Origin of the sequence: Actinosynnema sp. NPDC020468, from assembly GCF_040642015.1 — a bacterium.
Lineage (GTDB): Bacteria > Actinomycetota > Actinomycetes > Mycobacteriales > Pseudonocardiaceae > Actinosynnema.
The window spans coordinates 28262-50994 of the sequence record NZ_JBFAEO010000056.1 but is presented as its reverse complement, the minus strand read 5'-3'; the positions used below and the strand labels follow the sequence as shown (position 1 = coordinate 50994).

Sequence of the window (22733 nt, the reverse complement as noted above, 5' to 3'; positions counted from 1 at the left end):
GACATCACCTTGCTGGTCACCACGACGACGTCGCCGTCGCGCAACCAGGGCGCGGGGGGGGGGGGCGGGCCCCCCCCGGCGGCCGCCGGCCGGGCCGCCGCGGCCCCCCCGCCCCCCCCCGCCCCGCGCTCGGCGAGGTGGCCTGGTCGATTCGGCGCCGTGGCGCGACGCCGGTCAGGCGTAACGCGGGGGAGTGGTCATTCGACCAGGAGACGTATCCCGGTCGTCCCGTGGTCGGAGAACACCACGAACGACTTCGCCGCCGCGCCCGACGGAAACCCCTCGTCACCACCGGAATTCGCGCAACCGCACCAGGTCGCGGCGTCGTCCCACCGCCGCGCGATCGCTCTCCTCGTCCTCCTCGCCGTCGGAGCTGTGCCGCTGTCCGGCGGGCCGGCCGCGCCGAAGACGTTCGCGGGCGAGTGCGCCGGCGGCTACGCCGACATCGCGGAGGGGGCGCGGGTCACCGTCTACGACGCGGCGGGGGAAGGCGGTGGCCCTGGGGCGGCGTGTGCGCGTTCGACTTCACCGCGACCGACGTGCCGACCGGATCCACCAGGTCGAGGTGACCCCACCGGGGCAAGGTGTCGTTCGGCGACGAGGCCGCCCGCCGGGGCGACGTGGCGTTGACGCTCGGCTGAGCCGGCGGGCGCGCCGCGAGTACCCGACGCCGCGAAGGCCAGCCGAACGCCGGTGCGCCGGTGCGCCGGGAAAGGCTTGGCACACCGGCGTTCCCGGCGTTCACCTGAGGTAGTCGCGCAGCAGTTCGTCGCCCATCGGCCCGGCCAGCGCGTGCGCCAGGTCCCCGCCGCCGTGCACCACGTCCGGCGCGTTGCCGCCCACCTCCAGCAGCACGGGCCGCGGGTGGGCGGCGGCCAGGGTCGCGATCGCCTGGCCCGTTTCGGCCGAGCCGGTGAACGCCACGGCGTCCACGCCCTGGTGGGTGATCAAGGCTCGTCCGGTGTGGTGGTCTCCGGTCAGCACGTTCACGACGCCGTCCGGTACGCCCGCCTGCTGGACCAGTTCCGCGATCCACAGCGCGGGCAGCGGGGTGTCGCCCGCCGGTTTCAGCACCACCGCGCACCCGGCCGCCAGCGCCGGCGCCAGCCGCCACACCGCCATCAGCAACGGCGAGTGGCGGGGCAGGATCTGGCCGACCACGCCGATCGGGGCGCGGACGACCCGGTCGGCCCGGTCGGCCATGTGCCGGAACAGCTGCGCGGCCATCGGCACGTCGGCGTAGCGGGCGAAGGTGACCGGTCGGCCGTCGTCCATGGACGCGACCAGCGCCAGCTCCTCGCCGTTCTCCAGCACCAGGTCGGAGATCCGACGCAGCAGGCGACCGCGCCCGGCGGCCGCCATCGTGCGCCACGGCGACCCGGCGCGGACGGCCCTCCCGGCCGCCCGCACCGCGAGGTCCACATCGGCGGACCGGGCCTGGGGCACGGTCGCGAGTTCGACACCGCACTCCGGGTCGACGGTGGGAAAGCGGTCGCCGCCGACCGCGTCCACCCACCTGCCGTCGATGAGCATGTGCCGCACCTCCGACGCGGACCTGACCGGCGGCGACACGTCAGCCGACCGGCGCGGGAGTCGCGGGCTTGCGGGTCAGCGCGTGCGCCCGCTCGGCGACGACCAGCGCGAGGACCAGGCCGACGGCCGCGATCAGGCCCAGGTTGTGGGTGCCGACCAGGGACACGCCCGCCGCGCCGACCAGGCCGGACAGCGAGATCGCCAGGTACAGGGCGGTGCCGTTGAGCGCCAGCACGATCGGCGCGAGCGCCGGGTTCACCCCGATCAGGCGGTGCTGCTGCGGCACGATCAGCGCCCAGCCCGCGATGCTCCACACCACGACGGCGACGATGCCGGTGACCAGGTACGCGCTCGTGAACGGCATGAGGGCGAAGTCGACCGCCAGCACCACGAGGCTCACGTTGAGCACCCGGCGGCTGCCGAACTTGTCGGTGAGCGCGCCCGCGCCGAAGTTGCCCACGACCGCCGCCACGCCCCACGCGAACAGCAGCACGGTCAACGTCTCGCCGGAACCGCCGGTGGCGCGGTCGAACGACACGCTGATGTAGGTGTAGACGCTGTAGAGGCTGACGAACGCGAGCAGCGTGCCGAGCAGGATCGTCGCCACCCGCTTGTCCTTGAGCGGCGCGAGGCGCTGGGCCAGGCCCACCGGCGGCAGCGTCGGGATCGCGGGCAGCAGCGCGGCCACGCCCACGAAGCACAGCAGGCCGAGCGCGGCGACGAACCACATCGTGCCGCGCCACGTGGTCACGGTGGCGAGCAGCGTCCCGATCGGCGCGCCCAGCGCGGTGGACACGCTGGTGCCGCCCAGGACGACGGCCAGCGCGGTGCCGCGCTTCTCCGGCGGCGCGAGGGTGGCGGCGGCCGCGGTGGCGGCGGCGGCGTACCCGGCGGCGCCGATCGCGGCGATCACCCGGCTCGCGAGCACGAGCGGGTAGGTCGGCGCGATCGCGGTCAGCGCGTTGCCCACCACGAACAGGGTCAGCGCGGTGAGCAGCAGGGTGCGCCTGCTCCACCGCGCGGTCGCGGCCGCGAGCACGGGCGAGAGCACCGCGTAGCAGAGCGCGAACACGGTCACCAGCTGGCCGGCGGCGGTGACGCTGAGGTTCAGGTCGGCGCCCACCTCCGGCAGGATGCCCGCGATCACGAACCCGTCCGTGCCTATCGCGAACGTACCCAGGGCGAGCACGAACAAGCTGCGGTACATGGCTAGGCCCCCTTCTTACTGTTTGATGATCGTCATACTATCGACGGGCCATCAGGGCGGTCAACGAACAGTTTGACGATCATCCAACCTTTAGGAGAACGCGCGGTGCAGCAACCGCAGCGTGGCCACGTCGAGTCCACCATCGGGTGAAATCACCTGTCCGGTCAGGTAACGCGCGTCGTCGGACGCCAGGAACGCGATCACGCCGGCGACGTCCTCCGGCTCGCCGAGCCTGCCCAGCGGCAGGAACGCGCCGCGCCTTCGCTCCTCCTCCTCGGTGTCGCCGTACGCGCCGCGCATGCCCGGCGTGCGGACGAGCCCCGGCGCGACCGCGTTCACCCGGACGCCGCGCGCGGCGTACTCCAGGGCGGCCTGCCTGGTCAGCGCGATGAGCGCGGCCTTGGTGGCGGGGTAGATCCCGGCGCCCGCGAGCGGGTGGCGCGCCAGCACGGACGACACGTTCACCACGCTGCCGCCGGACTGCTCGAGGAACTTCGCGCACGCCTGGGTCATCAGCAGCGTGCCGAGCAGGTTCACCCCGACCACCCGGTGGAACCGCTCGGGTGTCACCGAATCGAGTGGTCCGAATTCCACCACTCCGGCGTTGTTCACCAGAAGGTGTACAGATTCCAGTGACGAAGCGAAGTCGGTCACCGCGGCCGGGTCGGACACGTCGCAGCGCGCCGCCCGTCCGTTGACCAGCGCGGCCACCTCTTCGGCCGACTCGTCCACGTCCAGCGCGACGACCGAGTAACCCTTGTCCCGCAACGCGATCGCGGCCGCCCGGCCGATGCCGCGCCCCGCGCCCGTCACCACCGCCACCGGGCTCACGGTTTCACCCGGACGGGGAGTTCCGCCAAGCCCCGGATGAACGTCTTGTCCCGCCACGACAACTCCTCCACCGGCACCGCCAGCTCGACGCGGCGGAACCGCCGCAGGAACGCCCGGACCCCGATCTCCACCTCGACCCGACCCAGCGTCGCGCCGGGGCAGCGGTGCCTGCCGTGCCCGAACGACAGGTGCGGGTTGTCCGCGCGCGCCCAGTCCAGGTCTGCCGGGCAGGAGAACACCGCCGGGTCCCGGTTGGCCACGTCGGTCAGCGGCAGCACCACGCCGCCGGCGGGGATCGTGCCGCCGGGCAGCTCCACGTCCTCGGTGGCCACGTGCAGCGCGCCGCCGGTGGAGTTGAGCGACATCCACCGCATCATCTCCTCGACCGCGCGCGGCACCCGGTCGGGCTCGGCCCGCAGCGCGTCGGCCGCCTCGGGGTGCCGGATGAGGATGTACAGGCACGCGGTCAGCGTGTGCGCGGACGTCTCGTACCCGGCCAGCAGCAGCCCGGTGCCCAGCACGACGAGGTCGGCGAACGGCAGCGCGAGCGCGGGGTTGGCGGGCTGGAGCAGCTCCTCCAGCATGTCCGCGGGCTCCCCGCCCGCCGCGAGCCGCGCCTGCTTGGCCTTCAACACCCCGGTGAAGTACGCGGCCATCCGGTGGTGCGCCTCGCCGACCTCGGCCTCGGAGTGCTTGGCGATGGACATCATCACCTCGACCCACGGGTGGAACACCGCGCGGTCGGACTCCGGCAGCCCGAGCAGCCGGCAGATCACGATCACCGGCAGCGGCCAGGCGAACGCCGGTCCGAGGTCGACCACGCCGTCGGCCGCCTCGACCTCGTCCAGGAGCGACTCGGCCAACTCCTCGATGCCCGGTTGGAGATCGCGGATCCGGCGCGCGCTCAGCGCGGACGAGATCGACCGCCGGCGCCCGGTGTGCACCGGCGGGTCGACCACGTTGAGGGGCAACGAGGTCGGCTTGCGCGCGGTGATGGTGAGCGCGACGGCGGCGGCCCGGCTGAACCGGTCGTCGGCGAGCACGGCGCGCGCGTCCTCGTACCGGGTCACCAGCGTGACCTCACGCCCGGACGACCGCAGGTGGGCCGGGCACAACGCCTCGGCGCCGACGAGCGAGAGCGCCTCGGCGGACGGCTCCACGCCCGCGTAGTCGGGAAACGGGAACAGCACTAGAACCTCCTCGACCGCGCCCGCCGCGCCGCGACGAGCGAAACGGGCGGCACGAGCGAGAGCCCGCGCACCGCCACCGACACGTCCGCCGCGGTCACGACCTCGTCGACCACCGCGCCGATCCACCGATCCCGCCCGGTCGCGACGACGGGCACCGCCAACCCCGCCACCCGCCGCAGGTTCCCCGCGAACACCGCGAACGCCGCCGCGTCCGACTCACCGCGCGACCCGGGCTGTGCCGGGATCGGGACCTCGCGCGGTCCGAGCACGCCCGACCCCGGACGCCCGCGGGCATGCCATCCCCAGGTGTCCAGGGATCGGGTCGACCCGGCGGGCGGGACCTCGCGACCTCCGGTCACGCCCGGCGCGTCGCCCGTTCCCGGTTGCCGCGCGCGCACCCCGAAGTACGGCCCGGTCGGGAGGCCGAGTCCCTCGGACGGGTCCCGGCGAGCGGTCGGGACGGTCGGGTCGCCGGTGATCACCACCGGCAGGGCGAGCTTCGCGGCCAGGCGCAGCGGACCGGCCGCGTCCGCCCGGTACAGCGCGCGGGTGTCCACGGTGATCACCGGGACGCCGTGCCGCCAGTCCACGCCGCCACCGCCCGCGCCGCGCAACGGCACGAAGCCGCCCGGCTCGGGAGCGGTCGGCAGGCCCGCGTCGCCCACGCCCAGCAGCCACTGCGCCGCGTCCGCCAACTCCGCCACCGGCGCGACCAGGTCCGCCGGCCCGCGCACCCCGGGCTCGGCCAGCACCACGTCGGCCAGGGAGGCCACCGCGCCCGCCGAGCCGAGCCGGCGCAGCGCGACCACCAGCACGCCCGCCTCGTCCAGCTCGCCGAACGCCCCCGCGACCGCGGCCAACCCGGCCGGGTCGGGGTCGGGGCAGGACAGGACGAGCAGGGGCAGCCGCGCGGAGCACGCCCGCAGCGCCGCCCGGACCACGGCCGGAGCCGGGCCGTCCGCCACCACGGCGGACCGGCCGGCCTCCAGCAGGGTCGTCACCCGAACACCATCGGCAGCACGTGCGGACCGCGGAACGTCGGCGTCGCGGTCCGCTCGACCTTCGCCAGGTCGACCCGGGGGTTGCGCACCCGCGCGGCGAACGACTCCAGCGCGATCTCCGCCACCAGCTGCCCGAGCTGACCGCCGAGGCAGTAGTGCGCGCCGTGGCCCAGCGCCAGGTTCTGCGTCTTGGGCCGGTCGATGTCCAGCACGTCCGGGTCGGCGAACGCGGCCGGGTCGCGGTGCGCCGCGCCGATCCAGACGAACACCTCCTCGCCCTCGGAGATCAGGTGCCCGCCGAGCTCGACCGGCCGCACCGCGCGCCGCTTCGTCAGCTGCACCGACGAGTCGTAGCGCAGGAACTCCGGCATCACGTCGGGCACGACCGACGGGTTCGCGCCGATCCGCGCCAGCACGTCCGGGTGCGCCACGAGCCCCAGCACGGTGTTGCCGATCTGGTGCGCGGTCGTGGTCTGGCCGGCCGTCAGCACGAAGATCAGGTTGCCGAGCAGCTCCTCCTCGGAGTCGAAGTGGCCCTCGTCGAACCCGTCGGCCAACGCCTGGAGCAGGTCGTCGGCGCGGTTCTCCCGGCGGGACGCGACCTGCGCCCGGAAGTAGTCCATGTACTTCGCGATGCCGGCCAGGTGGTAGTCGGGGTTGTCGTCGCTCATCGGGCCGCCGTCGACCATGACGCCCCAGCTCAGCACCCGCTTCCAGATCTTCGGCCGGTCCGCGAGCGGCACGCCGAGGACCCGCGCGACGATCGCGGCGGGCAACGCCATCGCGAAGTCGGCCATGAAGTCCATCTCGCCGGAGTCGCCCACCCGGTCGAGCAGCTCGGCCGCGGTCCGCTCGATCTCGCCGCGCAGCAACTCGACCGCGCGCGGCAGGAACGGCTTGGCCATCAGCTTGCGCAGCCGGGTGTGCTCGGGCGGGTCGCTGACGAAAACCTGGGTGAACAGCGCGCGCAACGGCGCCGACAGGTGGTCGTCGCGCTGCTCGGGCGACCACTGCGGCCGGCGCGCGGACAGCTTCGGGTCGCGCAACGCGGTCAGCGCGTCCCGGTACCCGGTCACCTGCCACGCGCCCACCCGCTCGTCCCAGAACACCGGGTCGATCTCCCGGACGCGGCGGTACAGCGGGTACGGGTCGGCGATGAACTCGGGGCGGTGGACGTCCGCCATCGTCACGCCGTCGACGGTCGTCGTCATGTCGGATCTCCTCGTCGCAAGGGGTGGACGTCGAGCACGGGGGTGCCGGACGGCTCGCGCGACACCCGCAGGCGCCCGGAAGCCGGGTCGGCGTCGATCCGGCACGGCCCGTGCGCCGCGCCTCGGTCGTGCAGGGCGATCCGGCGCACCGCGAGCCGGTCGACGTGGTGGCCGAACGCCAAGCGCAGCGCGTTCTCCAGCGCCGCGTGCGGCAGCAGGGAGCGCGGCGCCTGCGGCAGCACCCACAGGTCCTCGGGCAGCACCGCGCCGACCACCCCGTCGCGGGCGACCGGCAGCACCCGACCGCGCCAGCACAGCAGGTGCCCGCCGGTCGGTTCGGGAAGCACGCCCGCGGGCGGCAGGGCGGCGACCCGGTGCGGCCGTCCGACGACGCGGTGCGCCAGCCGGGCCGAGGCGACCGGGTCGCCCGAGGCCGTCGCGTACTCGGCCAGCACCACCCACTCGTCGCCCTCGTGCCGCCCGGTCAGCGTGCGCCGCAACGTGGTCCGCCCGTCGCGCAGCGCCAACCCGGCCGGGTGCACCACGAGGTCGTCCACCCGGTCCAGCACCAGCCGCGGCAGGTCCTCCGGCGTCACCCACTCCGCGGCCCGCGCGGCGTTCTCCAGCAGCACCGACACCGGCACCGCCTCGACGCCGTCCACCGCGAACTCGGCGAGCACCGGCGCGCAGGTCCGGTCGAACAGCACGTCCGCGGTCTGCCACTCGTGCGGCCGGGACGCGACGAGCGTGCCGAGGTGGCCGACGCGGGGCAGCACGTCGGCGAACCCCGGCACGTCGGTGCTCGCCGGGTACCCCGCCGCCTGCACCGGCGTCAGCGCCGGACCCAGCGGCAGCACGAACGTGACCTCACCGCTCGTGCCGGCGAGCAACTCCGCGACCCACCGCCGGACGCCGTCCTCGACGCCCAGCGGGGCCATGTACCGCAGGGTGGCCTCGAAGTTCGCCACCATGCCCAACCGCTCCCACGTCGGCCAGCACAGCGTCGACACCGGGAAGGCCACCTCGCCGCGGGCCCACAGCCCGAGCCGGGCCAACCCGTCGTTGGCCGCCGCGTAGTCCAGCTGGCCGACCATGCCGCCCAGCCGCCCGGTCAGCGAGCCCACGTTGCAGAAGAACTTCAGCGGCAGGTGCCGCACCGCGTCGAACAGCGACCGGAAACCGTCCACTTTGGTCTCCACGGTGCCGGCGAAGTCCGCGTCGGACTTGCGCGGCAGGCGGACCGGGTGGTCCACGCCCGCGTTGTGCACCACGCCGGTGACCCGGCCGAGGTCCGCGACCAGCCCGGCGACCCGCGCGCGGTCGGTGAAGTCGCAGTGCTCGTAGGAGATCCGCAGGCCGGCGGCCCGCGCGTCCGCCAGGTTCGCGAGCAGCTCCCGGGACCGGGTGATGCCCTCGATCGTCCGGCGCACCGCGGCGAGCGGCTCGGACCGGCGCACCAGCAACCCGTTGCGGTACCGCTTGAACTCCGCCTCGGACAAGCCGGCCCACGGCGGCGACCCGGTCGGCAGCTGCTGCCGGCCGGTCACCACGACCCGGCAGTCGAACTCCTCGGCGAGCGTGCGGGCCAACCGGAACCCGATGCCGCGCCCGCCGCCGGACACCAGCACCGTGTCGTCCGGTCCCAGACGGACGGCGTTGGACCCGACCGGCTCGTGCCGGGCGGCCAGGGTGGTGCGCCGCCCGTCCCGGTGGCCGACCTCGAACAGCCCCCACCGGTACAGCTCGCGCACCAGCAGACCCGGCAGCGCCGCCACGTCCGCCACGTCGAGCACCCGCGCGTTGCAGTTCGGGATCTCCCGGTGCAGGGTCTTGGCGAACCCGGCCCACACCCCGCCGAGCGGCTGGTCCGGCCGCACGTCCTCGCGGTACCCCATCGTGCCGCCGAGGTAGGTCACCGCGACGTAGCCGATCCGGGTCGCCGACGACTCGGCCGCCCAGTCCTCGTACACCGCGCGCACCGCGGCCACCGTGCGACCCAGCGCCGCGCGGTAGTCCGCCGCGCCGGGCGGCAGCGTCAGGTCCACCAGCGCGTCGACCACGCCGCCGTCGACCACCACCGCGCCCGCGCCGACCAGCTCGGCGGCGACCGCGCCGGCCGTCTCCGGCGTGCCGTTGAGCACCCGGACCCGCTTGCCGCGCAACAACTCCGACGGCCCGCCGGGCAGCGGGGGAGCGGCCGCGAGGGTCCACCGGATCCGACCGGCCGACGTCGTGGTCCACGCCCGCGCCGGCGCCTCGACGAGCGCGGTCACGACTTCCTCCGGTGCACGGCCATCATCACCTGCGGCTGCGGGCGCAACGACACCAGCGCCGCCGCCCGCACCGGGTTGCCGCCCGCGAGGTCGAGCCGGTACCGCTGCACGACCATCGCCACCACCAGTTGCAGCTCCAGCAGCGCCAGGTCCATCCCGATGCACTTGCGGTTGCCGCCGCCGAACGGGAAGTACGCGTACCGGTCGGGCGCCTTGCGCGCCGGGCAGAACCGCTCCGGGTCGAAGGCCTCCGGGTTCGGCCAGTGCTCCGGGTCGTGGTGCGCCGCGTACGGCGGGATCAGCACCGTCGTGCCCGCCGGCACGTGGTACCCGGCGATCACGTCGTCCGCCACGGTGTCCCGGGGGAACAACCAGATCGGCGGGTACATCCGCAGCGTCTCGTCCACGACCTGGCGCAGGTAGGGCAGGTCGGCCAGGTCGTCGGCGGTCGGCGCGCGCCCGTCGAGCACCTCGGCGAGCTCTGCCTCGAGCCGCCGCCGCACGTCCGCGTGCTGGGACACCGCGTACAGCGTCCAGGTCAGCGCGCACCCGGTGGTCTCGTGCCCGGCCAGGAACAGGGTTTTCAGCTCGGCCCTGATCTCCCGCTGGGTGAACGGCCGCCCCTCCGCGTGCTGCCCGTTCAGCAGCGCGGTCACCACGCTGTCCGGACTGCCGCCACCGGCGCGGTGCAGGTCGATGATCTCGTCCATCACGCCGTTCAGCACGGCCTGGTGCCGCTTGAGCTCCCGCTGGTACCTCGTCGGGATCCACTTCGGCAGCATCTGCTTGACCTCGCCGGTGATGATCATCGCCTTGAGCGAGAACCGCACCGACGGCAGCAGCCGTTCCGCGTAGTCGCGCAGGTCCACCCCGTAGAGCAGGCGGCCCAGCACGCCCATCGCGACCCACATCATGTCGTCGGTGATGTCGAGCTGCTCGCCGCGGTCGGCCACGCCGTCCCACTTGTCGAACAGCTGCCCGACGGTGTCGGTGATCACCGGCGCGCCCGCCCGCAGCCGCGGCTTGTGGAAGAACGGCTGGCTCACCGCGCGCCGCGCCTTCCACTCCGGTCCGTCGGTGGTGAGCATGCCGCGACCGAAGAACAGGGTGAAGCCGCGGTAGAAGCGGCCGCGCACGTAGTTGCGGGGGTTGTCCTGCAACACGTGCTTCACGGCCTCGGGCGAGGTCACCTGGTGCACCAGGTACGGGCCCATCTTCATCCGGCTGACGCCGCCGTACTGCCGGCGCAGTTCCACCAGCAGCCGCAGGGTGTCCTTCTTGAACTCGCTGAGCGCGCCGAACAGCACGCTGCCCTGCGGTCCCGGCGCCTCCTTCGGCGTCGGCTGCTGCGTCACCACGTGGTCCTCCCGGGCCTCGGTCATGCGCCTGCCACCCCCGCGAGCGCCCCGTCGGGCAGTGAGGTGAGGTCTTCGTGGAACCCGCCGGTCACCGTGTCGACGTAGCCGATCACGGTGGCGCGCATGTCCTTCATCTGCGCGACGACCCGGCCGTCCGGCGTCGCGGCGACGAACCTGTTGCCGGGCGCGGACTCGTCCAGCCCGAAACCGGCGGGCTCGGCGTAGAGCTCCAGGTGCCCGTGCCGGCGCACCAGCTCCACGTCGTTGCCCTGCTCGTAGAGGTCGATCCGGCGGATCGACAGCGGCGCGGCGATCGGCACGTACCGGCCCTCCAGCAGGTTCAGCACGCCGGTGCGGGCCAACCCGTCGAGCAGCACCGCCGGCATGGTGAACCGCTCCCACACCGGGTCGGTCAGCCCGACCCGGTACCGGGCCCGCTTGCCGCGCGGTGTCCAGCGGGTGTCCGAAGTGGACACGAACGGCCCGGTCAGCGTCACCGGCGACCCGGCCACGTGGTACGGGTCGACCACCGGCAGCGCGCCCTCGGCCGACCACGCGGGCCAGCTCGGCGCGGGCGGTGTCTCGGCGTGCAGCAGCACGCGCGCGGTGAAGTGCGGCCGGTCGCGGACCAGCAGCACCCCGGTCGGCGACACCACGTCCGTGGTGATCCGCACCTCGACCTCGGTGACCTCGTCGGTGTCGGCGACCACCCGCGCGTGGATCCGCTTGGGCGCGGTCGGCAGATCGCGGTGCACCCGCAGGAAGTTGAGGAACCGAAGGTCCTCGAACGCCACCACCTGCTTGCCCGGCACCAGGTCCCGCGCGGCCTCGGCCGCGATCTCGGTGACGAACGTGCCCGGCAGCGTCGGGTGGTCGCGCACCAGGTGGTGCTCCAGGTAGGCGTCGGTGTCCAGGTCGAACCGGCACTCGTGCACCGCCTCGCCCGGGCCGGACGACACCCGCTCGCGCAGGTAGAACGGCGTCACCGCGGGCGCGGGGTAGAACTTCGCGACCGTCGCCCACTCGGCCTCGCCCAGGTGCACGGTCGACGGCCGGCGCACCGACGCCTGGAGTTCGCGCACGAAGTGGTGCACGCCCTCGGGGATCGCCATGTGGCTGTAGGAGCCGGCGCGCTCGAAGTACGCCTTGGTCAGCTCGTTGGCGCCCATGCCGACGCCGTCCCACAGCGTCCAGCCGACGGTGAACTCACCGCCGCCCGCGTAGGACGCCGCGGTGGCCAGGAAGTCGTTGCCCGACGCGTAGTCCGGCTCGCCGAGCTGGCCGTAGTGGCCGAGCAACGAGCCGAAGTTGCACCACAGCCGGGGCGGGCTCGCCGCGAACGCCCGCTTGAGGTTGCGGTACCCGCGCAGCTTGAGGTCCCGGATCGCGGTGAACTCGGCGAAGTCCTTGTCCGCGATCCGCGCCGACCGGTTGCGGCCCGGCGCGTTGAGCACCAGGTCCACCGAGCCGGCCTCGGCCAGCACCGCGTCGACCACCCGGGCCACGTCGTCCGGGTCCAGCACGTCGCAGCGCAGGTAGGTGACCCGACCCTCGCCGCTGTGCGCGGCCATGGCGCCGATGTTGCGGTGCGCGGCGCGGGCGTCGACCATCCGGTCGAAGTCCCGGTTGAGCTGCGCCACCGTGCGACCGGAACCGAGCCCGGCCCGGATGTGCGCCTGCCTCGTCGCCGCGAACGCCTCGTCGTCGCCCTCGAACACCGCGGCCGGGTACTCCGCCACGGGGTTGCTGCCGACCACGTAGATCCGCGACCCGTAGTGCTCGGCCACCGCCTTGACCACCTCGGCGGTGATGCCGCGCGCGCCGCCGAACGCGACCACGGTCGACTCGCGGGTCAGCACCGCCTCCGCGAGCGGCTCGGCCTCCTCGTCCACCAGCTCGTAGGCCAGCCGCAGCCCGTCGACCTCGTACACCGTCGGGAACCTCCGGCGCAGCGCCGACTCGTTCTCCGCGGCCAGCGCCGCCGTCCGGACCCGGGTCGTGTCGGTGCACAGCGCGAACACCAGGCCGGCGCCGAACTCCAGGAACGCGGACTTCACCAGACCGCTGAACAACCCGGCGAACGGGTGCGGCGTGCGACCCTCCACCGCGCCCAGCAGCACGGTGACGAACGACGACCCGGCGGCGTCCAGCGACGCGTGCGCCGCCTGCGCCACCAGGAACGCCGCGTCGTGCAGCGCGATCACCGAGTCCGCGCCCCCGCTCAGGCAGCGCGGCGCGGGCGCGGTCCGGCTCAGGTCGGCGACCACCCGCAGGTGCCGCACCTCCCGGCCCGCCAGCGCGGCCCGCACCGACTCCGGTGTCACCTTCGCGAGGTGCGTCCAGCCGGGTCGGGTCACGTCCAGCGGCGCGGTGGACAGCACCAGCGCGTCCGCCGGCAGGTGCCGCAGGTCCGCGCCGAGGTCCGGCAGGTCGGTCAGCACGACCACGCCGGAAGGCAGGAACGGCACCCGTTCGCGGACCGCCGCCGTCGGGATCGGCGTCAGCTCGGGCACCTGGCGGCGCACGACCGTCGGCGCGCCCGGCGCGTACTCGTCCCCGTTCGCGAACCGCGCCGGCACGACGTCGGCCGGTGCCCCGTCGGCGAGCACGCCGGTGACGTGCAGCGCGAGCCCCGAGCCGAGCGGGACCCGGCGCGCCGGACCGTGCAGCGCCTCGAGGATCGACACCGCGCCGGACGCGCCCAGGTAGCGGGCGTGCGCGAGGTCGGCCGGCTCGTCGCCGGGCGCGTCGTCCAGGTACCCCAGCACCCGCAGCCCCGACCGCGCGGCGATCTCCTCGGTGGTCAGGGCGAACAGGAACGCGCCCTCGGCCGGGTCCTCGACGCGCGGGCCGGGCAGGTCGGCGAGCAGCGCCCGGTACTCCGGCAGGCTGTTGCCGTTGACCCCGCCCGCCAGCGCGAACTCCAGCTCGCCGGTGCGCAGGTAGCGGCTCGCGGTCTCGATCGCGGTCAGCGCCGAGCCGAAACCCGAGTCCAGCGTGATGTTCGCGCCCTTGAGGTCGAAGTAGTTCGCGACCCGGGCCGAGATCACGTTCGGCATCATGCCCGGGAAAGCGTCCTCATTGGACGGTGGCACCTCGCCGCGCACCTTGTCCCGCAAGCGTTCCAACAGCACGTCCAACCCGGGTTGCCCGGACGTGGCCGGGTCGGAGGTCAGCGCGTGCTCGACGTCGTCGAGGTAGCACCGGTTCGCGAACAGCATCGCCGCGCGGGTCGGGCCCATGTTGCCCACGAACACGCCCGTGGTGCGGTACCGCTCCTGCCAGAAGTCGGTGAGCTGGTCGCGCAACTGGTGCGCGCAGTTCACCGCCATCAGCTGGCAGCGGTCGATGGTGCGCACCGTGGCCGGCGGCAGCTTCATCTGCTGGAACGGCGGCGTCGGGTAGAAGTCGCCGAAGCTCGCCTCCGGCGCGCGACCGCCGCGCAACCACCCGGGCACGTCGTCCGGCGTCAACCCCGGCACGTGCGCCGACCAGCCCACGAGCGCGATCCGACCGGGCTTGGCCGCGGGCCTCGGTGTCGCGGGCTCGTCCGGTTTGTCCTCCTGCACCACGAGGTGCGCGTTCGTACCGCCGAACCCGAAGCCGGACACCGAGACGGTGCGCCGCCTGCCCTCCCGCGCCCGCCACGCGACCGGCTCGGTCGGGATCTCCAGCCGGGTCTCCTCGATGCGGAAGTCCTCCGGGGGCGAGGTGAACCGGAACTGGTGCGGGATCACGCCGTGCTCCAACGCCAGCGCCGCCTCGATCAGCGACACCACGCCCGCCGCCCAGCCGGTGTGCCCGACGAGCGACTTGTTCGAGGTGACGTAGGTCTTCCGCTCGGTCCCGAAGTGCTGCCGCAGCGTGGTGAACTCGGCCAGGTCGCCCGCCGGGGTGCCGGTGGCGTGCGCGATGACCCAGTCCACGTCCGAACCGGACACGCCGCCCGCGAGCGCGCGTCCGACCGCGAGGTCCTGGCCCGCCGAGTTGGGCGCGTAGATCGCCTTGCCCTTGCCGTCCGACGACGAGCCGAACGCCTTGAGCACGGCCAGCACGGTGTCGCCGTCCTCGCGCGCCCGGCTGAGTCGCTTGAGCACCACCACGCCCGCGCCGTCGGCGAAGATCACGCCGTCGGAGGTGGCGTCGAGCGCGTGCACCGCGCCGCGCTTGGACAGGCCCTGGAGCTTGGAGAACAGCACCGTGCCGCGGGGTCCGAGGGCGAACGCGCCACCGGCCACCGCGATGTCGTGCTTGCCCTGGAGCAGCCCCTTGATGCCGATGTCGATGGCGTAGAGGGAGGACGAGCACGCCGTGTCCACCATTTGCAGCTCGGTGTCGTCGGGCAGCAGCCCGCGCAGCGCGAGGTCGCCGACCCGGTGCGGCAGGAACCGCGACGGACCCTGGCCGCCGCGCCGGTACCGCCTGGCCAGCACGTCCTTGACCCGGTCGACCAACCCGTCGTCCAGGTCGCCCGCGAGCCGCCGCGCCCGGTCCTCGACCGCGGCCAGCACGCCGGCTTCCTCGAGGTGCTGACTGCCGTCGGGCGTGTACCCGACGGTGAACGAGAACCGGGTGCCCTCGTCCTTCGCCACCCCGCGCAACGCCTGCGCCAACGAGTGCCGCAGCCACAGGGTGGTCAGCTCGTGGTCGTCGGCGGGCGGCAACCCGGGCAGCACGTCGGCGTCCGGTTCGAACCCGGTGATGAACACGCAGGTGTCCTGGTAGGACTTGTCCTCGGCGGCGGTGTCGGCGGAGTGGAAGTTGACCCGCTCCCACCGGTCCTCGGGCACCGGCACGAACAACTCGGCACCGGTGGTCCGCAACCGCCAGAACTCGTCCGGGCTGTTCGCACCCGCGACCGCCAACCCCATGCCCACCACGGCGATGTCGTCGTCACACGCCTCGTCGGCGGCGACCGGCCGCGTGGTGACCGGCGCACCGGCCCGCTCCACCTCGGGCTTGGCCGCCCTGTCGACCGGGACCGCGTCCGGCTCGACCCGCGCGGCGTCCGTCGCCGGCCCGTTCGCCGCCGCGACCTCGGTCGCCCGGGACGCCGACTCGGCGACCGCCGCGACCGCCGCCGCGACCACTGCCGCCTTCGTGACCGGAGTGGTGCCCGCGGAGGTCCGTTCCGCCTCCGGCGCGACCACCGCCTGCTCGGCCGGTGCGGGGGAGAGCAGGGGCGCGCCCAGGGTGAGGCCGCCGTCGGCGAGGATGACCTGGCCGGTGATCCAGCGCGAGTCCTCCGACGCCAGGAACGCCACCACGTCGGCGAACTCCTCCGGCGTGCCGAGCCTGCCCAGCGGCGTCGCGGCGCGGATGGCGTCCTGCATGCGGTCCGCGTCCGGGAACGCGTCGGCGACCTCGCTCACCAGCATCGCCGCCGACGCCGTGTTGACGCGGATGTTCAGCGGCGCGAACTCCACCGCCAGGTAGCGGGTGACGGCCTCCGCCGCGGCCTTCGCCGGCGCGCAGGCCAGGTAGTTCGCCATCACCATCTGCGAGCCGCCCAGCGCGGACACCGTGACGATCGAGCCGCCACCGCGCGCGGCCATCAGCGGCGCGGCGGCGCGGGCGCAGCGCAGGCCGCCCTTGTAGTTCGTGTCCACGGCGCGGTCCAGCAGGTCGTCGGTCACCTCCGCGACCGGCACCAGCGCGCCGTTCGCCGCGTTGTTGACCAGGATGTCCAGGTACCCGAAGCGTTCCCGGACCTCGGCGAACATCCGCTCGACCTGCTCGGGCCGGGCGACCGACGCCCGGATCAGGTCGACCGTCGCGCCCTCGGCCTCCAGCTCCGCCTTGGTGCGCTTGGCTTCCTCGTGCGAGTGGAAGTAGTTGACCAGCACGTGCGCGCCGCGCCGCGCGAGCGCCCGGGTGATCGCCCGACCCACGTTCCGCGCCCCGCCGGTGACCAGCGCGAGCTTGCCGTCCAGTGGTTTCGTCATGCCGACCCCTCAGACCCGGTGGGTCAGGACGAAGTCGACGATCTTGCCCATGGTGTCGTAGTCCGCCAGCCGGAAGTCGCTGCCGCGCGGCGGCAGTCCGTACTGCTGCGACACCCGGGTGAGCAGCTCCACCTGCTTCACCGAGTCGACGCCGAGTTCGGCCTCGAGCAGCACGTCCTCGGTGAACACCTCCTCGGGGTACTCCAGCGCGGTGGCGTAGGTCAGCCGCACGGTCGCGGCCACCGCGTCCCGGTCCACCTCGACCACCACGGGCGCGGCGACCGCGACGGGTGCGGCGGCGGTGAACTCGGCCAGCAGCGTCCCGGCCAGCGCCACGACCTCCGCGCCCCGGCTCACCCAGAACCGCTCGAACACGTCCTGCGCCACACCGGGCGCCAGCACCTCGCGCAGCCCGCCCGCCACGCCGTCGGCCAACCCCGCGCCGCGCAACGCGATCAGCGTGCCGTGCAACGCCAACGCGCCGTCCCGGTCGGTGGTGAACGACGCGCCCGCCGTCACCTCCTCGCCGAGCAGCTTGCGCACCGCCGTGGTCAGCGCCGCCTTGCCGCCCGCCTCCACGAAGTGCCGCCCGCCCGCCTCGCGCAGCGCCCGCACCGCGGAGGCGAACCGCACCGGGCGGACGAAGTGCTCGGCCAGCAACGCGCCGAGGTCGTCGGTCGGCTCGTAGTAGCGCTCGAGGATCGGCGAGTACACCGGGATCTCCAGCGCGTGCTGGGTCAGGTCCCGGATCCGCGCGGCGAACACCGGGGCGGCCGGCGCGAGCGCGGGGGTGTGGAACGGGAACGGCGCGCGCAGCTCGACCGCGCCGACCTGGAGGTGACCCGCGATCCCGACGACGCGCTCCACCGCGGCGGCCGGACCGGACAGGACGGTCTGCTGATCGTGGTTCTCCGTGGCGACGGCCAGCAGCGGGTCGGCGATCAGGTCCACGATCGCCGCCGCGCGCCGGGCGTCCACCCCGAGCGCGACCATCCGGCCGTCGGTCCCGTCCTGCTCCGCGATCACCGCGACGCGCGTCGCGACGATCCGCGCGCCGTCCTCCACCGAGAACGCGCCCGCCGCGACCAGCGCGGTGATCTCGCCGAGGCTGTGGCCCGCCAGCACGTCGGGCCGCAGGCCGTGGTCGGCCAGCACCCGGTACGCGGCCAGGCTGGTGGCGTAGATCGCGAGCTGCGACACCCACGGCTCGTCGTCCAGCAGCCGCCCGATCTCGACCTCGCCGTCGAGCACCAGGTCGCTCACCGGTCGTCCGTACAGCTCCACCGAGACCTGGTCGACCGCCTTGAACGTCTGCGCCACCTGCGGGTGCGCGCGGTTCGCCAGGGCCAGTGCCGCGCCGTCGAAGGCGCCCTGGCCGGGAAACAGGACTACGACCTCGCCGTCAGCCATGTGTTCTCTCCATCGTCTCGTCGAGTCGGTATGTGCGCGGCCGACATCCAAGGGGCGCCGAAAGCGCGCGACCGAACCACGGCGGTCCATGCCGTGGCGGAAAAAGGGCAGCGCCGCCCGATTGTGCGCACGCGTCGGAGAACCGGCGCGCGAGTCGGCGGTTCGGCGGCGCGGAATGCACACGCCGGACCGCGGTGAAAGCGACGTGCGGATCAGACCGGGGTACCGGCCGAAGATCCACGGCACATGGTGCTCAACGTTCCCCCAGAAGAATCGCCCCAGTACGGCATGCCTGCCGTGATTCGAGGTTAGGGCAGGGTGGTGGGACCGTCAACGTGCGGAGTGCGGATTTGCTTCCGAGCGAATACGACGTTCAGCCGTTCGGGTCACATCGGTTGATCGGGAACAGAGCGTCGACTGTTTGATTGCCGTCCGACCGTGCTCCGACGCACGTGGGAAGCCGTGTAACAGCGAGGTTTCGGCATCGGCGAAACAGTCTGCATACGACACTGTGACGTGGACCACGTATCCGCCGGTGGCCTGATGAGGAGGGCCGAAGCGCGCCGTCGCGGCTTTCCGCAGGGAGTTGTTGACCCGCTTGTGCGGCGGTGCATAAGCTCCCGAAACCGTCCGAGGAGCTTCGAGGAGATTCCCATGGGTGCTGACGGCGAGGCGGCGCGGCGGTTGCCGGATTTCCTGGCGCACAAAGGCGCGTTCCTGGACTCGATGGATCTCCGGTTGGACGAGATCGCGGGCGACCGGGTGCACGGGCACATCGACTTGGGCGTGGAACACCACACGCCGTGGGGAGTGGTGCACGGCGGTGTGTACGCGAGCGTGATCGAAAGCGTGGCGAGCACCGGCGCGTCGGCCGCGGTGATCGAGCGCGGCGAGTTCGCGATGGGCGTCAGCAACACCACCGATTTCCTCCGCCCGGTCCGCGAGGGTCGGGTGGACATCCTCGCCACGCCGGTGCACCAGGGCCGCTCGCAGCAGTTGTGGCAGGTCGTGCTCACCCGGGCCGAGGACGGCAAGGAGGTCGCGCGCGGCAGCGTCCGGCTCCAGAACGTGCCCCTGGAACGCTGACGGCCCCGGCCCGCACGGGGGAGCGTGCGGGCCGGGGTGATCAGGCGGTGGTCGGGGTGGTGTCGGTCGGGGGCGGCGAGGAGTTCTTCCGCGCCTTCGGCCGGGACCGCACCGAGTCCAGCAGCGGTCCGAGGTCCGGGTCCCGGGCCAGTTGCTCGTACACCTCGGCCAGCGTCACGTCGTGGAACGGCACGGCGTTCTCGAACACCTCGCGGCCCTCGGGCGTGATCACCGTGTAGACGCCGCGCCGGTCGGTCTCGCACAGCTCGCGGGCGCACAGCCCGGCCGACTCCAGCCGCGCGACCAGCCGGCTGACCGAACTCTGGTTGAGGCCCACCGTGTCGGTGAGGTCCTGCATCCGCAGTTCGCCCTCGGGCGACTCGGCGAGCGCGCAGATGGCGGTGAACTCCGACAGGCCGAAGTGGAAGCGGCGCTGCAACCCGCGTTCGAGCGCGGCCTCGATCCTGTTGTGCAACGCGCGAAGCCTGCCCCAGTCCGACCGGTCGGCCGAGCGGACGTACGGGTCCGCGGTGCCGCCGGGCGACGCGTCGGCGGTCATCGCTGCACCTCGCAGAAGGGGTCGCCACGTCGGTCACGTGCGTCGCGCTCGCGGCGCGACACGGGTGGAAGCATGTCACTACATGGTACGCGCAACGGTCGGGGGGCACAGCGCCGAGCCGAAGGAGCGGGTGCGCGAATGGTCCGGTATTCGCGGGCGGGCGTTGTCGGCTCCGGGTCGGTCCCGTTACGTTGCGTGAGGTGATCATCGGGTCGACGCCCGTCGCGACCGTGGTCCAGGACCGCCGGCCCGCGGACGCGCCGTGCCCGGTCGACCACCGCGCGGGCGACCGACGACTGCAAGGGGGGAACCTTGTCCGGCCGCAGGAAAGCACCCGGCCCGTTCTTCGACGTGCTCGTGTCCTTCGCCAGGAACCCGCTGCGCCTGGTGACGAGGCTGCGCGACCGGCACGGCCCGCTCGCGCGGGTCCGCATGGGCCCGTTCACCGTGCACCAGGTCAGCGGTCCCGAGCAGATCCGGCACGTGCTCCAGACCAACGCGCGCAACTACGTGCGCGGTCGCTTCTACCGCGGGTTCCACCTGTTCTTCGGCCGGGGGATGCTCACCACCGACGGCGCGGAGTGGAAGGCCCGGCGCGCGGCGAGCCAACCGCTGTTCCACAAACCCAGGCTGCGCGCCGAATCGCCGACGATCACCGCGATGGTCGGCGAGGTGCTCGACGGGTGGGACGGTCGGATGCGGCGCGGTGAGCCGGTCGAGGTGACCGAGGAGATGATGCGGCTCGCGATGGGGGTCCTCGGCACCCTGCTCTACGGGGTCGACCTGCGCCGGCACGCGGACGACCTGCTGCCCGCGGTCCGGTTCGCCATGGAGGCGGGCAACAACGCGAACCCGCTCCGCCCGCTCGCGCCGGGGTGGAAGCGGCGGCTCGCGCGGCACCAGGCGGTGCTGAACCGGGTGATGGACGAGGTGATCGACCGGCACGAGGCGGGTGCCGGCGCGCCGGACGGGCTGGTCGCCGCGCTGGCCTCGGCCACCGGGCCGGACGGGAAACCCTTCGGCAGGCGGGAGATCCGGTCCGAGCTGAAGACGGTGTTCCTGGCGGGGCACGAAACCACCGGCTGCGCGCTCGCGTGGACGTTGCACGCCTTGGCGAACCACGAGCCGGTGCGCGAGAAGGTGGCCGCCGAGCTGGCCGAGGTGCTCGACGGGCGCGTGCCGACCGCCGAGGACGTCGCGGACCTGCCGTACCTGCGCCAGGTCGTGGACGAGTCGTTGCGGCTGTACCCGCCGATCTGGCTGTTCCCGCGCGACGCGGTCGCCGACGACGTGATCGGCGGCTGCCCGGTGCCCGCCGGGTCCACCGTGCTGGTGCCGCCCTACGCGGCGCACCGCGACCCGGCGGTCTGGGACCGTCCCGAGGAGTTCGACCCCGAGCGGTTCGGCCCGGGGCGCAAGGCGCCCGACCGGCACGCCTACCTGCCGTTCGGCGGCGGCGCGCGCAAGTGCGTCGGGATGGACCTGGCGCTGCTGGAGCTGCACCTGGTCGTCGCGATGGTGGCGCAGCGGTTCCGGCTCACCCCGGTGTCGGCGGGACCGGTCGTGCCGGACGCGCTGGTGTCGCTGCGCCCGCCGCGGTTGGAGATGCGGTTGAGCCCGGCCTGAGCCGGTGGGGGCCGTGGCGGCGGCCCCCACCTCTCGCTCAGGCGTCCGGGATCCAGGAGCCGTGGAAGCCGCCGGGCACCCGGCGCGGCAGGCGCACCGAGGCCACCGGCGGCGCGGACAGGTCGGTGGCGTCCAGCACGAGCAGCTCCGACCGGTTCGCGGCCCGGTCGCCGGCCAGCGCGATGAGCCACCCCTCGTCCTCGGCGCGCCCGTCGGCGGCCGGCACGAAGACGGCCTCGCCCGCGCGCCGGTGCGCGCCGACGTCGTGCGTGGTGCTCGCGCCGGTGTCGCCGTCGAACTTCACGACGAGGTTCGACGTCTCGTCCGGTCCGCCCTTGACGATCGTGTACAGGTACCGGTTCGGCAGCCCGGTGCGGGAGTCGTTGATGGTGGGGAACTCCAGGTCCCGGTCGTCCCGCTGTCCACTGTGGACTCGCCCGGTGGCGGGGTCCAGGGTCCAGCGGTGCAACCGGGCTTCGCCCAGACGGGCCACCCGGTGCGCCGGACCGGGGTTCGGCGCGGTGCTCCGGCCCACCTCCTCGAACGCCTTCCACGCCTGGCGGAACGACTCGGGCGCGTAGCGGACCACGTCGATGACCACGGCGCCGTCGGCGTCCTCGAAGGCGTTGCCGATGTGGAACACGTAGCAGTCGTCCACCTCGAACCACCGCACCGGACCGTCGCCGTGCTTGGGCATCACGCCGATCCGCGCGCCGTAGCCGTCGTCCCACCGGTACGGGATGTCGTCCTGGCGGCGGGCGAGGTCGAACACCAACGGCAGGTCCAGCCACACCACGTGGTTCGCCGTCACCGCGAAGTCGTGCATCATCGTCGGTCCCTTGACCTCGACGTCGCGCGAGCGCACGAGATCGCCCCGAGGCGACAGGACGTGGTAGGTCAGGAACGGCGGGCGCGCCGAGTAGCCGAAGAAGTGCAGCTCGCCGGTGGCCGGGTCCTCCTTGGGGTGCGCGGTCATCGCGCCGGTCAGCCGGCCGCCGAAGTCGCACGGGCCGATCGTGTCCAGCTCGCGGGACAGTTCGTACGGGACGGTGCCCTCCAGCAGCGCGAGCACCCGGCCCGCGTGGTGGACCACGTGCGTGTTGGCGCTGCCGACGGTGCGGTCCCGCGAGCCGTCGGGCAGGTCGCGCGGCGCGCCGTCCAGGTTGCGGGTGCGCACCCACCGGTTCCGGTACCACTCGGCGCGCCCCTCGCGCAGCCGCACCCCGTGGATCATGCCGTGGCCGACGAACCGGTGGGTTTCGGTCTCGCCGGGCAGCGGGTTCGGCCCGTTGCGGAAGTAGCGACCGGTCAGCTCGGCCGGCAGTGCTCCGGTGACCTCCAGGTCGACGGCGTCGATCTCGTCGGGGACGGGGGTCCAGTAGCCCTGCACCTCGATCGTGGTCATGCGCTCGACCGTGGCCCGAAGCCGTTGCCCTGTCAATCGATGACACCGCACCCTCGCGACGGTACGTTCCGGGAACGGCGCACCCGTCGACCGCGGGT

At 73.6% G+C, this 22733-nt stretch carries 14 protein-coding genes; 2 read left to right on the top strand and 12 right to left on the bottom strand.

Features of this window, described 5'->3' with window-relative positions:
* Positions 1–741 precede the first annotated feature (741 nt).
* From AB0G50_RS30600 to AB0G50_RS30555, 10 genes are all read right to left on the bottom strand, one after another.
* Positions 742–1533 (bottom strand): aldehyde dehydrogenase family protein, encoded by a 792-nt coding sequence (locus AB0G50_RS30600; RefSeq protein ID WP_360115508.1) that lies wholly within the window; start codon positions 1531–1533, stop codon positions 742–744.
* 40 nt (positions 1534–1573) lie between these two features.
* Positions 1574–2740 (bottom strand): MFS transporter, encoded by a 1167-nt coding sequence (locus AB0G50_RS30595; RefSeq protein WP_360115505.1) that lies wholly within the window; start codon positions 2738–2740, stop codon positions 1574–1576.
* Between the two features lie 90 nt (positions 2741–2830).
* A complete protein-coding gene (locus AB0G50_RS30590) occupies positions 2831–3571 on the bottom strand; it encodes an SDR family NAD(P)-dependent oxidoreductase (RefSeq protein ID WP_360115502.1) in 741 nt (246 codons plus the stop codon).
* Positions 3568–4761, bottom strand: coding sequence for a cytochrome P450 (locus AB0G50_RS30585; protein ID WP_360115499.1), 1194 nt, complete (start codon positions 4759–4761; stop codon positions 3568–3570). The genes AB0G50_RS30590 and AB0G50_RS30585 overlap by 4 nt, the downstream gene beginning before the upstream one ends.
* Positions 4761–5762 carry a hypothetical protein gene (locus AB0G50_RS30580; RefSeq protein ID WP_360115497.1) on the bottom strand — a complete coding sequence of 334 codons (1002 nt, stop codon included), beginning with the start codon at positions 5760–5762 and terminating at the stop codon, positions 4761–4763. Before AB0G50_RS30580 ends, AB0G50_RS30585 begins: the two co-directional genes overlap by 1 nt.
* Positions 5759–6973, bottom strand: coding sequence for a cytochrome P450 (locus tag AB0G50_RS30575; protein WP_360115495.1), 1215 nt, complete (start codon positions 6971–6973; stop codon positions 5759–5761). The genes AB0G50_RS30580 and AB0G50_RS30575 overlap by 4 nt, the downstream gene beginning before the upstream one ends.
* Positions 6970–9246 (bottom strand): KR domain-containing protein, encoded by a 2277-nt coding sequence (locus tag AB0G50_RS30570; protein WP_360115492.1) that lies wholly within the window; start codon positions 9244–9246, stop codon positions 6970–6972. The genes AB0G50_RS30575 and AB0G50_RS30570 overlap by 4 nt, the downstream gene beginning before the upstream one ends.
* The gene (locus AB0G50_RS30565; protein WP_360115489.1) at positions 9243–10628 is read right to left on the bottom strand and encodes a cytochrome P450; all 1386 of its coding nucleotides are present in this window, start codon (positions 10626–10628) and stop codon (positions 9243–9245) included. The genes AB0G50_RS30570 and AB0G50_RS30565 overlap by 4 nt, the downstream gene beginning before the upstream one ends.
* Entirely contained in the window at positions 10625–16549 is a 5925-nt protein-coding gene (locus AB0G50_RS30560) for an SDR family oxidoreductase (RefSeq protein ID WP_360115486.1), read from the bottom strand. Before AB0G50_RS30560 ends, AB0G50_RS30565 begins: the two co-directional genes overlap by 4 nt.
* Before the next feature lie 9 nt (positions 16550–16558).
* Complete coding sequence (locus tag AB0G50_RS30555; RefSeq protein ID WP_360115483.1) at positions 16559–17959, bottom strand: acyltransferase domain-containing protein; 1401 nt, start codon at positions 17957–17959, stop codon at positions 16559–16561.
* A gap of 654 nt (positions 17960–18613) precedes the next feature.
* Here AB0G50_RS30555 and AB0G50_RS30550 point away from each other — a divergent pair.
* Positions 18614–19045 carry a PaaI family thioesterase gene (locus AB0G50_RS30550; protein WP_360115480.1) on the top strand — a complete coding sequence of 144 codons (432 nt, stop codon included), beginning with the start codon at positions 18614–18616 and terminating at the stop codon, positions 19043–19045.
* Between the two features lie 40 nt (positions 19046–19085).
* On the opposite strand, the gene AB0G50_RS30545 is transcribed toward AB0G50_RS30550, so the two are convergent.
* A complete protein-coding gene (locus AB0G50_RS30545) occupies positions 19086–19604 on the bottom strand; it encodes a MarR family transcriptional regulator (protein WP_360115477.1) in 519 nt (172 codons plus the stop codon).
* Between the two features lie 312 nt (positions 19605–19916).
* Between AB0G50_RS30545 and AB0G50_RS30540 the strand changes: the two genes are divergently transcribed.
* Positions 19917–21230 (top strand): cytochrome P450, encoded by a 1314-nt coding sequence (locus tag AB0G50_RS30540; RefSeq protein ID WP_360115474.1) that lies wholly within the window; start codon positions 19917–19919, stop codon positions 21228–21230.
* Between the two features lie 37 nt (positions 21231–21267).
* Here AB0G50_RS30540 and AB0G50_RS30535 read toward each other — a convergent pair whose 3' ends face one another.
* On the bottom strand, positions 21268–22635 hold the full coding sequence (locus AB0G50_RS30535) for a carotenoid oxygenase family protein (protein ID WP_360115471.1): 1368 nt from the start codon (positions 22633–22635) through the stop codon (positions 21268–21270).
* Positions 22636–22733: the final 98 nt, after the last annotated feature.